We start from the raw sequence: 13,006 nt of genomic DNA on the forward strand, positions 1-13,006 counted from the left end.
AGGGCTACGGCCGCGGCCCGAACGCCTTCAGGAACCGGTCGCGGAAGCGGTCCATCGCCCAGACGGGCGCGTCCGGGGCGGGCTTCAGGCCCTCCGTCCAGCCCCAGCCGGAGATCCGGTCCAGCACCTTGGGATCGCGGGCGACGAGGGTGACGGGCACGTCCTTGCGGGGGCTGTTCCCGGTGACGGCCGGCACGGGCTGGTGGTCGCCCAGGAAGACCAGCACCGTGTTCCGGTTGCCGTAGCGGCGCAGGAATCCGACCAGGCTGTTCAGCGAGTACGCGACGGAGTCGCGGTAGGCGGTGCGCACGCTCTCGGGGGTCTGCCAGACCTCGTCCTGGGTCCTGCCCTCGCTCCTGATCCGCTGGAAGACCGAGCCGTCGCCCAGCTTCGCCCAGTCGACCATGCGGGGCACGGGCGCCCAGGGATAGTGGCTGGAGGTGAGGATGATCTCCGCCATGAGCGGGCCCCGGCCCGGCTTGCCGAACTCCCGCCGCTGGAAGGTCTGCAGGGCGAACTGGTCCGGCACCTGGGACCAGCCGAAGTCCGGGCCGCGGTAGTCGAGGTGATGGCCGTCGTAGACGTGGTCCAGGCCGAAGAACCGGCCCTCCGGCCAGGCCACCAGCACCCCCGGCACGACGCCGACCGTGCGCCAGGCGCCGGTGCTGCGGAAAGCGCCCGTGAGGGTGGTCCGGTCGCTGGAGGTGAGGGTGCGGAACCGCTGCTGGTTGCTGATCCACAGGCCGGACAGGAAGGTCGAGTGGGCGAGCCAGCTGCCGCCGCCGGTGACCGGCGAGCGCAGCCAGCCGCTGCGCGCCCGGAACCCGGCGGCCTTGAGGGTGTCGCCGCTCTCCTGGAGGACCTTCTGGATCCGCGGGCCCATCTCCGGGTCCTCGATCGCCGAACGGCCGTAGCTCTCGACGAACGTGAACAGCACGTCCTTGCCGCGCAGAGCGGTCAGCAACCGGCCGGGCGACGTGTGGGCGAAGGCGTCGTGCGCGGCCTCGCGCCGGAAGAGGCGGGCGTCCGCGAGGGAGGCGCGGACCTGCGTGGCGCGCTGGCCGAGAAGCCCCGCGTCGAGCGTCGAGGCGACGGGACCGGCGCCCGTCCGCAGCCCGAACACGACGCAGGTGATCCAGGCGGTGCCCAGCAGCAGGACCACGCGGACCGACCGCGCGCGGTGCCGGACCAGCAGCGTGCTCAGCCGGAGCGCGGCGCCCGCGGTGAGGACGAGGACGGCGACCGCGAGGCACACGGCGCCGGCGACGGCGGCCAGCTCGCCCGCGCGGCCCGAGGTGTCCCGGACATAGTCCGCCGCGTTGCCCAGCAGGCCCCAGTCGAGCACCAGGTCGAAGGGGCGGTACAGCACCGAATAGAAGCCGATGTCCAGGCACTTGACCAGCGTGACCAGCCCGATGAGCACGCCGGTGGCCGCCGCCCCGGCCCGCCTCGCCCGCGGCGGCACCACCAGCAGCACGGCGGCGAGCAGGATGCCTTCGGCAGGCAGCCGCACGAACGCGGCGGGCCCGAGACGGTCGGGCCGGTCCGGCAGCAGCAGTGCGGCGAGCAGCACGGCGACGGCGAGGACGGCCGACCCCACGGCCACACCCCGCACCAGGCGGGCCCGCCGTCCGGGCGGCCGGGCGCCGGCAGCCGCTCCCCCCACCGGCCCGGTGCCGCGCTCCGGCTCCGTCGGCCCTGCGTCCGTCTCGTCGTCCGTGTTCCCCGGCAAGTGACTAGGCGTGTGGTGAGACACCCGGAGTCCTTCCGTGCGTGGTCCTGTGCCGGTGCGGAAGGTCGGGACCGGCACCACTCGTCCGACCGACAGTCACCCAACGTAGTCGAACAAGGTCGATCGCGCGCAGAGAGTAGCCCTACGGTGTGGTGCGGGCCGGATACGCCCGGGTGCCGCCGGCGGTCGGCCGCCACCGCCGCCTCCGCGCGCCGACCGCAGTCACTCTCGCCGCGCTGCCCCCCTCCACGGCGACCGGCTCGCGCGTCACCGGAGCCACCGCCCCCGTAAGGGAGTTGGCCTCTCCGCAGGGCCCGGGGGAGCGGAGCCACCGGAGTCCGGAAAGTCCTCCCGACGTGCCCTGTCGGGCATCGTGAGCGGTCGCTAGGCTGACCCGCGGACGACGGAACCGGGAGGAGCACGGACGTGGCCGAGAGCACCATCCAGCAGCACCCGCTCGCGGGCTGGGACAAGCCGGAGCTGGATCTCAGCAAGGCCGAGTGGCAGTCCAGCAGCCGAGGACTGGGCGATGTCCAGATCGCCTTCGTCGAGGGCTTCATCGCGATGCGCAACAGCGGCCGTCCGGAGAGCCCATCCCTGATCTTCACGCCCGCGGAATGGGGCGCCTTCGTCTCCGGAGCCCGGGAAGGGGAGTTCGACCTCACCTGAGCCGGCACGGAGGCACGGCGGCGCGAGGACACGGCGGCGCGATCGACGGCACCGGCGCCGGACGCGAGCCGCTCGGACGCCGGCAGCATCGCACCCGGATCCGTGCCGCGCCGCACCCGCATCCGCGCCGCACCGCCTCCGCCTCGCGCCGCATCCGTGCCGCGCGCCCGCATCGGCACCGGGACGCACCGCACGGTACTCGCACCGCGCCGCACGGCAGTCAGACCGCACCGCACCACCCCGCGCCGAACCCGTCCCCCGCGGACACCGGCAGCCGAACCGGGTGTGTTCCACGCGGATTTCCGGACACGCGACCGGCAGGGACCCGCTGGGGACGCGGCCTGCGTCAGGCTGGCCCGGGCAAGGAGAAGCGTGTGGCGGAAGGTGAGGGACGATGAGCACTGCGCCGGTCATCGCCGCGGTCGACGGCTCGGAGGACAGCCTGCGCGCGCTGGAGTGGGCGTCCGACGCCGCCCGCCGTCGCGCCGCACCCCTGCGCGTGGTGCACGTACGGCAGTACGCCGCCTGGGGCCAGGCCGACGTGCTGGTCGCCGCGCCGCCCGAGACGGAGGGCGACCCGGTCCTGGACGACGTGCGGGCCCGGTTCGCCGATCGCGGCGCCGGGCCGGCGGTCGAGTACGTCGCCCTGGAGGGCGTACCGGGCGCCGTGCTGCCCGAACTCGGTGCGGACGCCCAGCTGTTGGTGCTCGGCTCCCGGGGCCGCGGCGGCTTCGCCAGCCTGCTGCTCGGCTCGAACGGCCTCGCCGCCGCCCGGGACGCGGAGTGCCCGGTCGTCATCGTGCCCCGGCCCGGCCGCGAGGTGCACGGCGAGGGGCCGGCCGAGCCAGGCCCCCGGGTGGTCGTCGGCCTGCACGCGGACAGCCCCGACGATGCCACCCTCTCCTTCGCCTTCACCGAGGCCGCCCTGCGCGGCGCCCGTCTCCAGGTGATCGCCGCCTACCCCTGGCCGGTGCAGACCTGGTCCGCGCCCGGCCAGCTCGTGCCGCCGGTGATCGACCAGGCGGCCGTCGAGGCCGAGACCCGGGTCCTCGCCGAGGGCTTCCTCGCCCCGCACCGCGAACGGCACCCCGACGTCCGCGCCGACGCCGAGGCGCTGCCCGGCGACGCGGCCGGCCGGCTCGTCGCCGCCTCCAAGGACGCCGAACTGGTCGTCGTCGGCCGGCACCGGCGCCGACTGCTCGCACCCGCCCGCATGATGGGCTCGGTGACCCAGGCGGTCCTGCTGCACGCGGCCAGCCCCGTCGCGGTGGTGCCCCCGCCGCCGGGCGAGGCCTGAGCGACCCGGACACGCGCGACCCCGAGCGGCCGGGAGTACGCACGGCCCCGAGGTGCCGGGGGGACGCGCGGCACCGAGCGCCCGGGGCACGCACGGCCCCGAGCGCCCGGGGCACGCACGGCCCCGAGCGCCCGGGAGCACGTGCGGCCCTGAGCTGCTGGGGGCACGCACGGCCCCGAGCGCCCGGGAGCACGTGCGGCCCCGAACTGCCGGGAGCACGCGCGGCGTCCCCGGCCCCGGGCCCTGCGACCACGTCCGTCTGCCGGGCTTCGAGGATGATGCCGGTCTGCCGGGCCTGGGGGACCAGGCCGGTCTCGGGGCAGGTGGTCCGTGCCCGGCCGCCTTCCGGCCGGGTACGCGGTCCGGCCTCGCCCCGGGTGACACCGCGCATCCTTGGCCAGGCCCTAGCAGAGCGCGCGGCGCCCCGCAATCCGTCCGGTGCCGACCGGCGCGGGCACGACTGTGGTGCCCCGCGCCATGGTGGCGCAGACCGGGCGTACGTACGGTTCCGCCACACCCGGCGCTCCCCGCGCCGCCCCGCGCACGAGCGGCCGGGACACGTGTCCTGCGAAGGAGCCGCCCATGCCCCTGCCCCCGTCCGGCGCCGCACCCCGAGACCGGCTCGGCGCCCGCCTCCACCGCATCCTGCTACGCCTGCTCGCCGTCGTCGCCGTGGTCGTCGGCACCGCGCTGGCCGGACCCCTGCCCGCCGCCCAGGCGTCCGTGACGCTCACCAGGGTGAGCGACTTCGGGTCCAACCCCGGCGCCCTCACGATGTACGTCTACCGGCCCGCGTCGCTGCCCGCGCACCCGCCGGTGGTCGTCGCCCTGCACGGCTGCACCCAGAACGCGCAGGTCTACGCCGACAACTCCGGCCTGCCCCGGCTCGCCGACCGGGACGGCTTCCTGCTGGTGTTCGCGGAGACCACCACGGCCAACAACCCGAGCCAGTGCTTCAACTGGTTCCAGGCCGGCGACAACCGGCGCGACCAGGGCGAGGCCCTGTCCATCCGGCAGATGGTGAGCCAGGCCGTGACCGCCTACGGCGCCGACCCCCAGCGCGTCTACGTCACCGGTCTGTCCGCGGGCGGCGCCATGACCGCCGTCATGCTCGCCACCTACCCCGACGTCTTCTCCGCCGGAGCGGTCGTCGCGGGCCTGCCCTACGACTGCACCAAGGACAACAGCCCCTACACCTGCATGAATCCCGGTGTCGACCTGAGCCCCGACGCGTGGGCGCAGCGGGTGCGGGACGCCGATCCGTCGTACGCCGGACCCTGGCCGCGCACGGCCATCTGGTACGGCGACCAGGACACCACCGTCGTCCCGCGCAACGCCATGGAGCTGCGCGACCAGTGGACCGCGCTGCACGGCCTGACCCAGACCCCGAGCCGCACCACGGCCATCGGTCCCGACGCCACCCGGCAGGACCAGTACCTCGCCGCCGACGGCACCGTCGCCGTCGAGGTCGACAAGGTCCCCGGCATCGGCCACGGCACCCCCGTGGACCCGGGTACCGGCACCGAGCAGTGCGGCAGCACGGGCGCGCCCTACTTCCCGGCGTCGATCTGCTCCAGCTACTGGATCGCGCGGTTCTTCGGCCTGGAGACCGCCGATCCGGGCGGCGGCGGAGGAGGAGGCGGCGGCGGTGGCGGCAGCGCCTCCTGCTGGACGGCGAGCAACTACGCCCAGGTGCTGGCCGGCAGGGCCACCACCAGCGGCGGCTACACCTACGCCAAGGGATCCCAGCAGAACATGGGCCTGTACAACACGTTCGTCACCCACACACTCAAGGAGCAGCCCGCGGGTTACTTCACCATCGCGGACAACGGCTGCCCCTGACGGGTGGTCAGTAGTGCATTCATGGTGGCCGACAACGCTGCCGGGGCCGTCTTCATGGCGGCCCCACACATGTCCGGTGCACCCCCTCCGCCCCTAGCCTCCAGCGCGTCCACCCACAGCCGGAGGAACCCGTATGCCGACCACACCGCACAGACGGCCCATCCGCCGAACCGCCCTGACCGCACTGTCGCTCACCGCGGCCTGCCTGCTGCTGACCACCCCGGCCACGGCGGCGCCCACCAGCGCACCGGACGGCCACTGCGCCGGCCGCGCCCAGCTCCGGGTGCCCGGCGCCGCCCGCCAGCAGGCCGACTGCCTGGACGAGCTGACCACCGCCGGCACCGTCGCCACCGGCCACACCGACCCGGCCGACTACGCCGGACTCACCCCCAGGGACCTGCCCACGCCCAGCGGCGTCCCCGGCATCCAGATCGACGGCTACTTCCCGGACACCTCCACCACCAACACCGACCACGGCTGGAACCACGACTCCCAGTTCGTCATCCGCCTGCCCGACCACTGGAACGGCGGCCTGGTCGTCGCCGGCACGCCCGGCAACCGCGAGCAGTACGCCAACGACAAGGCCGTCTCCGACTGGGTGCTCGCCCGCGGCTACGCCTACGCCGCCACCGACAAGGGCAACACCGGCACCGCCTTCTACCGCGACGGCACGCGGCCCGGCGACGCCATAGCCGAATGGAACACCCGCCTCACCCAGCTCACCGGGGCCGCCCGAGCCGTGGTCGCCCAGCGCTACCACCGCCCGCCCGCCCGCACCATCGCCACCGGCCTGTCCAACGGCGGCTACCTCGTGCGCTGGCAACTGGAGAACCACCCCGAGCTGTACGACGGCGGAGTCGACTGGGAGGGCACCCTCTGGCGCGCGCAGGGCCCCAACCTGCTCACCTTCCTGCCGCAGGCGCTGCGCCACTACCCGGCGTACGCCGCGGGCGGCCCGGGAGCGGCCGACGCCGAAGCCGCGCTGCACCGGGCCGGCTTCCCGGCCGGCTCGGAGTTCCTGTGGCCGTACCACTACCAGGTCTACTGGGACCTCACCCAGCGCATCTACCGGGAGGAACTCGACCCCGGCTACGACGGCGCCACCGAGGCCGGCACTCCGTTCTGCACCCCCGGCTCACCCGCCTGCGACGCCGACTACGACTACGCGTCCCGGCCCCCGGCCGTCCACCGCGCCGTCGAGCGCATCGCCCTCACCGGACGCATCGGAAAGCCCCTGATCACCCTCCAGGGGACCCTCGACGTGCTGCTGCCGATCAGCCAGGACTCCGACGTCTACGCCCGCATGGTCGACGCGGCCGGCCGCGGCTCCCTGCTGCGCTACTACCGCATCGAGGACGGCACGCACACCGACTCCCTCGTCGACGCCTTCCCCGGCCGGCTGCGCCCGATGGTGCCCTGCCACCACACGGCCTTCGAAGCCCTGGAGCACTGGATCACCGGGGACGCACGCCCGCCCGCCGACCACACCGTCCCGCGCCCGCCCGGCGCGACGGCGGCCGCCTTGCTGACCAGCTGCCCGCTGCGGTGACGGGCTGCGCGGCGGCCCCGGCGGGGCGCGCCGAGGGGCGCCCGGCGCCGCGCGGCCGGCCGCCACGAGCCCCGCGGCCGAAAGACCGCCGCAGCCTGTGACGGCCCCTTCCCGGCGCGCCTCGCCGAGCCCACGTACCATGGCCGCATGTCGTTCCTCCGCCGCCGCAGCGCAACCCCTGCCGGACCAGACTTCGACGTGCTGGCCATGGACCCGGGCGACTGGCCGGGCAACCTCGGCGCGGGCCTGCTGCCCGCCCCCGACGGCACCTGCCAGGGTGTCTTCCTGCGCTACGACCTCTTCGGCGGCCGCGGCCCCGCCATGATCATCGGCAACCTCCCCGAGGGCTCCCCGGCCCGCGAGGTCGCCGAGGGCGAGATCCCCTTCGAGGTGGGCCAGCTGCTGCTCGCGCTGGAGAACGACGAGGAGGTCACCGTCGTCGGCGTCGAGGACACCCCGGTCCTCCAGGGCGACAACCTCCTCATCGTGCGGCGGCTGAAGCTGTCCGAGTCCCGGATCTCCTGCGTCCAGTTCGACCGCAGCGACGGCGTCCTCGTCACCATCGCCGCCTGGGACCGCCCCATCACCGATGACCTGTACGCCCTGCTGAAGCCGCTCCCGGCGGAGCTTTTCCAGCAGGGCTGAGGCCGTCCGGCCGCGCTCAGCCGGCCGAGCCCTCCAGGGTCACGTCCGCCGCGCGGACGAAGCCGACCCGGTGGCCGTACTGGATCTCGTAGTACAGGTCCTTGCCCACCACGACCCGGTGCGAGTCGGTGGTGAAGGTGACCGCGTAGTAGTACTCGCCCGGCACCTCGTCACCGACCACGTACTTCTGCCCGGCCGGGATCGTGTACGGCAGCGGGACGACCGACTGCGCGGGCACGCCCGCCGGGTACGCCTCCTTCTCCGGGTAGGCCCTGCCGTACACCGGGACGCTCGCCAGGCCGTCCTTCGGCGTGATCACGAGCCCCGCGGCGGGCACCGCGGCCGGAGCCGAGCCCGGGTTCCGGAACCAGGCCTTCTGGCCCAGGTACCAGATCGCCGTCCAGTCGCCCCAGCGGTCCGCGACCGCGTACTGCTGGCCGGTGGAGACCCGCGAGGACAGGTCGTTCACGTCCTCGGTCGGGTCCTTCTTCAGCCCGACGTCCTTGATCAGCGGCGCGTTCACGTCGTGGTCCGAGTACAGCCGCACCTCGCTGGAGCCGTGCGCCGTGCACGGCTGGCCCGCCGTGGTGCAGCCCGTGTACGTCGGCTGGTTCGCGGCGTAGTCCGGCAGGATCGTCACCAGCCCGCCCGACCTGCCCGCGGTGCGCCGGAAGGGGTGGCCCAGCAGCTGGAAGTAGTGCCGCCAGTCCCAGTACGGACCCGGGTCCGTGTGCATGCCGGGGATCGTGGACGCCGTCGGGCCGGGCACGTTGTCGTGGCCGAGGATGTGCTGCCGGTCCAGCGGGATGCCGTACCGGGCGGCCAGATACCGCACCAGCCGGGCGGAGGAACGATACATCGCCTCCGTGTACCAGGCGTCCGGATTGGCGAGGAAACCCTCATGCTCGATGCCGACGGACCGGGCGTTGACGTCCCAGTTGCCCGCGTGCCAGGCCACGTCCTTCGCCTTGACGTGCTGGGCGATCAGACCGTCCGTGGAACGGATCGTGTAGTTCCACGACACATACGTCGGGTCCTGGATCAGGTTCATCACCCCGTCCCAGGCGCCCTCCGTGTCATGGATGACGATGTACTTGATCGCCTGCGACACCGGCCGGTCGCCGAGGTCGTGGTTGCCGTAGTCGCCGTCCCCGAACTCCGCGTACGGCGCCCAGACCGCCTCGCAGGACACCGACATGGGGCACTCCACGCCGTCCGTGGGCAGGGTGCCGAGACCGGCCTTCTGCAGCTGGGCGGTGTCGGCGGTCAGCCCCGGCTGGGCGGCCAGCGCGACCCGCTGGCCGTCGTCCGTGACGCGCTCCTCGCCGGTGCGCAGGACGTCGTACACGTCGTCGGCGTACGCCGCGGCGGTCGCCCTGTCGTCGGCGCCGGAGAACCGCGCCACCGCGCCGTACCAGTCGGCCGGGTCGGAGCTCAGCGGCTCGCCGAGCTGCTTCTGCGCGGCGGCGAGCAGGGCGGCCCCGCCGGCCACGTTCGCCTCCGGGTCGGTGCGCAGCTGCCGGTCCGTCAGGCCGGTCAGCTCCGCCGCCTTCGGCAGGGTCTTCAGGCGGGCCGGGAGCGCCGACTCGGCCGGCACCTTGATGTCGGGGTGCAGCGCGGCGCGTTCGCTGTCGCCGCGGGCGTCCTCGGCGCCCTCGGCGTAGTGCTCCGTGGTGGCGATCGCGGTGCGGGCGTCCGTGAGGTGCATCGGGCCGTAGCCGCCGGTCACGCTCGGCGCGCCGGCGTGCCAGTCCCAGCGCGACTGCAGATAGGAGACGGCGAGCAGGACGCTCTGCGGCACGTGGTACTCGGCCGACGCCGTGGCGAACGCGTGCTGCAGCCGGCCGGCGGAGGAGTCGCCGGCGCTCTGGGCGGGGGCCGCGCCGAGCAGCGGCAGCAGCAGTGCCGCCGAGGCCAGCGGGACGGCGGCGCGCCGCAGATGTCTGTGGCCGGGTGTGGACGGGGAATCGGTGGCGGAACCTCGCAATGCGGCCTCCTGTGACCGGTGGGCGTGGCGGGGCGTCTGGCGCCGAGCTGGGTCAGTGGTACCCGCTTGCCGACGATCCGTCAATGATGCCTGGGGTCAGGCGATTTCCCACGTCACGAGGGGGTTTCGGCGAGTTTCGCGACGGCGGTGCGCGGGCCTGCGGGGCGTCACTGGCATACACCAGTGGCCACGGCCGGCCCCGGACGCACGAAGGTCCGCGGTGCGCCGCCGCTCAGGCGCACCGCGGAACCGTCGTCCCCGTCAGCGAGTGCCGACCGCCGCTCGGACGGCCCTGCGGGCCATCTGGCAGTCGTCGTGCAGCCGCCTGAGCAGCAGCCGCTGTTCCTCGCCGGACGGCGCAGCACCCGGGTGGGCCGTGCCCGGTGCCGCCGGGGTCACCTCGTGCATCGAACGCTGCACCGCCGTCTCGTAGGTCCGGATCTCCCGGGTCAGCAGCAGCATCAGGTTGACCAGGAAGGCGTCCCGCGACGCGGGGCCCGCCGACTGGGCGATCTGGCTGATCTGCCGCCGGGCCACCGGCGCGTCCCCGAGGACCAGCCACAGCGTCGCCAGGTCGTACCCCGGCAGGTACCAGCCCGCGTGCTCCCAGTCCACCAGCACGGGACCGGCCGGCGACAGCAGCACGTTCGACAGCAGGGCGTCGCCGTGGCAGAACTGGAGCATGCCGTGCCGGCCCACCTCGTGGGCGATGCCGTGCAGCAGCTTCTGCAGGTCGCCGAGGTCCCGGTCGGTGAGCAGGCCCAGCTCGTGGTACCGGGAGATCCGGGCGCCGTAGTCCAGCGGCATGTCGAAGGTGCCCGCCGGGGGCCGCCAGGCGTTCACCCGGCAGATCGCGCCGAGCGCGGCCCGGATGTCCGCGCGCGGAGGGGCCTCCAGGGGATGGCGCTGCAGCGCCGCCACCCGGCCCGGTGCCCGCTCGATGACCAGGGTGCCGTTGTCCGGATCCGCCGCGATCAGCCGGGGCACGCGGACCGGGGGCCGGTGCCGGACGAACGAGCGGTATGCGGCTATTTCGTGGCGGATCCGCTCGGCCCACGCGGGCGAGTGGTCCAGCAGACACTTGGCCACGGCCGTGCCGCGCCCCGCCGTCCCCACCAGGAGGACGGACCGTCCGCTGCGCCGCAGCACCTGCGCCGGAGTGAACTCCGGACAGATCCGGTGCACCGCGGCGATCGCGGTGCGCAGCTGCGCGCCCTGGGGGCCGGACAGGTCCAGTCTCCCGCTGAGCGGCTGGGGACCGGGCTGGCCCGGGAGCCGCCGGAGCCGGCCCGCGACCGGCGCGGGGCCGCCCGGGCGCGCCGCCGGGTCCAGGTACGGTCCGCCGCCCGCCGGGCGGGTGCGAAGCGGCCGGGGCGGGGCGGACACGGAGGACGATGCTGCGTACATGGGAGATACAGATCCCTTCGTGTGCCTGCGGTGCCTGCCTGTGGTGCGTGCTCGGCGCACATGCCAGGGGCCGGGGCGCGTGAGGGCCCGTACTCCGTTCGCATGCACTGCGAGCATCCGCCTGCCCGGCCCGGTCGCCCGAGTGCACCCTGGGGAATGCACCCGCGGGCTCCGTGAAGTGCGAGCGGCGACCGGGCCGGGATGGCGCGTTCCTACTCGACACCCGATGCCCAGTGGCACACCATCTGGCGGACCCTGGCGAACCCTGGCGAATAGTCGCCCGGCAACCTTCACCGGGCTAGTGTCAACTCAGCCGAGAACCTGGGGGCTTACGTGAGCGGACAACCCAACACTCGTCTGGCGGACCTGTTCGGCCTGGCCGGCTGGTCCAAGGGTGAACTCGCGAGGCTGGTCAACAAGCAGGCGGCGGCCATGGGCCACCCCCAGCTGTCGACCGACACCTCCCGGGTCCGCCGCTGGATCGACATGGGAGAGATCCCGCGCGATCCGGTACCGCGGGTGCTGGCAGCCCTGTTCACCGAGCGTCTCGGCCGTGTCGTGACCATCGAGGACCTCGGTCTGGTACGGCACGGGCGTACGGGGAAACGGCAGGGCGACGGGATCGAGGAACATCCCGACGGCGTGCCGTGGGCGCCCGAACGGACCGCCGCGGTCCTCACCGAATTCACGGGAATGGACCTCATGCTCAACCGACGCGGCTTGGTGGGCGCGGGTGCCGCGCTCGCCGCGGGATCCACGCTCAGCACTGCCATGTACGACTGGTTGCACACCGACCCGGCCCTGAAGGCCGACGCCCCCGTCCAGGGCGATCCCCTGCACGCCGACCCCGCTGGGTACGACCGCTACGAGGCCGCCCCCATCGGGTCGCAGGAGATCGAGGAACTGGAGAACTCGGTCAAGGTGTTCCGCGCCTGGGACGCCGCCCGTGGCGGCGGGCTGCAGCGCAAGGCGGTCGTGGGCCAGCTCAACGAGGTGGGCGGCATGCTCGCCTACCACCATCCACCCCATCTCCAGCGGCGCCTGTGGGGCGTCGCCGCCAACCTCGCCGTCCTGGCGGGCTGGATGTCGCACGACGTCGGCCTGGAGCCCACGGCGCAGAAGTACTTCATCATCGCCGCCCACGCCGCCCGGGAGGGCGGTGACCGGCCGCGCGCCGGCGAGGCCCTGTCGCGGGCGGCCCGGCAGATGGTGCACCTGGGCCGGCCCGACGACGCGCTGAACCTGATGAAGCTCGCCCAGTCCGGCGCCGGCGACCGGCTGCAGCCGCGCACGAAGGCGATGTTCCACACCATCGAGGCCTGGGCGCAGGCGTCGATGGGCAAGGGGCAGGCGATGCGGCGCACGCTCGGGCAGGCGGAGGACCTGTTCGTCGCCGACCGGGGCGACGAGGAACCGCCGGACTGGATGCAGACCTTCAAGGACGAGGACCTGTACGGCATGCAGGCGCTCGCCTACCGCACGCTCGCGGAGTTCGACCCGAGCGCGGCCACGCACGCCCAGTACTACGCGGAGAAGGCGCTCTCGCTGCGGATCGACGGACGGGAGCGGTCGAAGATCTTCGACCATCTGTCCATGGCCTCGGCCTGCTTCATCGCCGACGATCCCGAACAGGCCGACCGCTACGCACGGCTGGCCCTGATGTCGATGGGCTCCAACTCCTCCCGGCGCACCTGGGACCGGCTCCGCCAGATGTACCGGCTGACCGCGGAGTACGCCGGCTATCCGAAGATCCACGAACTGCGGGAGGAGATCCGGCTCGCCCTGCCCAAACCGAGGGCGAAGGGCGGCGACAGCGCTCAGGCGTGAGCGCACGGGCACCGGGCCCGTGCGCGGGACCGCAGCAGCGGTCTTCCCGCT

9 protein-coding genes are annotated in these 13,006 nt (G+C 73.9%); 6 read left to right on the forward strand and 3 right to left on the reverse strand.

Features of this window, described 5'->3' with window-relative positions; all coding sequences use genetic code 11:
- Window positions 1-4: 4 nt before the first annotated feature.
- Entirely contained in the window at window positions 5-1,732 is a 1,728-nt protein-coding gene (locus OG956_RS33065) for a sulfatase (protein WP_330341685.1), read from the reverse strand.
- 426 nt (window positions 1,733-2,158) lie between these two features.
- Here OG956_RS33065 and OG956_RS33070 point away from each other — a divergent pair, with 426 nt between their 5' ends.
- From OG956_RS33070 to OG956_RS33090, 5 genes are all read left to right on the forward strand, one after another.
- Window positions 2,159-2,401, forward strand: coding sequence for a DUF397 domain-containing protein (locus OG956_RS33070; RefSeq protein WP_330341686.1), 243 nt, complete (start codon window positions 2,159-2,161; stop codon window positions 2,399-2,401).
- A gap of 394 nt (window positions 2,402-2,795) precedes the next feature.
- The gene (locus tag OG956_RS33075; protein WP_330341687.1) at window positions 2,796-3,698 is read left to right on the forward strand and encodes a universal stress protein; all 903 of its coding nucleotides are present in this window, start codon (window positions 2,796-2,798) and stop codon (window positions 3,696-3,698) included.
- A gap of 582 nt (window positions 3,699-4,280) precedes the next feature.
- Window positions 4,281-5,540: an extracellular catalytic domain type 1 short-chain-length polyhydroxyalkanoate depolymerase gene (locus tag OG956_RS33080; protein ID WP_330341688.1), complete on the forward strand. Its 1,260-nt coding sequence runs from the start codon at window positions 4,281-4,283 to the stop codon at window positions 5,538-5,540.
- A 133-nt stretch (window positions 5,541-5,673) separates the two neighbouring features.
- On the forward strand, window positions 5,674-7,089 hold the full coding sequence (locus OG956_RS33085) for a 3-hydroxybutyrate oligomer hydrolase family protein (RefSeq protein WP_330341689.1): 1,416 nt from the start codon (window positions 5,674-5,676) through the stop codon (window positions 7,087-7,089).
- A gap of 147 nt (window positions 7,090-7,236) precedes the next feature.
- Complete coding sequence (locus OG956_RS33090) at window positions 7,237-7,734, forward strand: hypothetical protein (protein WP_030339601.1); 498 nt, start codon at window positions 7,237-7,239, stop codon at window positions 7,732-7,734.
- A gap of 16 nt (window positions 7,735-7,750) precedes the next feature.
- Here the strand turns inward: OG956_RS33090 and OG956_RS33095 are convergent, their stop codons facing one another.
- Both OG956_RS33095 and OG956_RS33100 read right to left on the reverse strand, forming a co-directional pair.
- Entirely contained in the window at window positions 7,751-9,721 is a 1,971-nt protein-coding gene (locus OG956_RS33095; protein WP_330341690.1) for an N-acetylmuramoyl-L-alanine amidase, read from the reverse strand.
- A gap of 261 nt (window positions 9,722-9,982) precedes the next feature.
- Window positions 9,983-11,128 carry an aminoglycoside phosphotransferase family protein gene (locus OG956_RS33100; RefSeq protein WP_330341691.1) on the reverse strand — a complete coding sequence of 382 codons (1,146 nt, stop codon included), beginning with the start codon at window positions 11,126-11,128 and terminating at the stop codon, window positions 9,983-9,985.
- A 333-nt stretch (window positions 11,129-11,461) separates the two neighbouring features.
- Between OG956_RS33100 and OG956_RS33105 the strand changes: the two genes are divergently transcribed.
- Window positions 11,462-12,955 carry a DNA-binding protein NsdB gene (locus tag OG956_RS33105; protein WP_330341692.1) on the forward strand — a complete coding sequence of 498 codons (1,494 nt, stop codon included), beginning with the start codon at window positions 11,462-11,464 and terminating at the stop codon, window positions 12,953-12,955.
- The last annotated feature ends 51 nt before the right edge of the window (window positions 12,956-13,006 follow it).

The sequence above is a fragment of the Streptomyces sp. NBC_00557 genome (assembly GCF_036345995.1).
Taxonomy (GTDB): Bacteria; Actinomycetota; Actinomycetes; order Streptomycetales; family Streptomycetaceae; genus Streptomyces.

Bases quoted from the DNA above. Each gene is read 5' to 3' on its own strand.
- OG956_RS33085 (WP_330341689.1), top strand. From the start codon at position 5,674: ATGCCGACCACACCGCACAGACGGCCCATCCGCCGAACCGCCCTGACC.
- OG956_RS33090 (WP_030339601.1), top strand. From the start codon at position 7,237: ATGTCGTTCCTCCGCCGCCGCAGCGCAACCCCTGCCGGACCAGACTTC.
- OG956_RS33100 (WP_330341691.1), bottom strand. From the start codon at position 11,128: ATGTACGCAGCATCGTCCTCCGTGTCCGCCCCGCCCCGGCCGCTTCGC.
- OG956_RS33080 (WP_330341688.1), top strand. From the start codon at position 4,281: ATGCCCCTGCCCCCGTCCGGCGCCGCACCCCGAGACCGGCTCGGCGCC.
- OG956_RS33075 (WP_330341687.1), top strand. From the start codon at position 2,796: ATGAGCACTGCGCCGGTCATCGCCGCGGTCGACGGCTCGGAGGACAGC.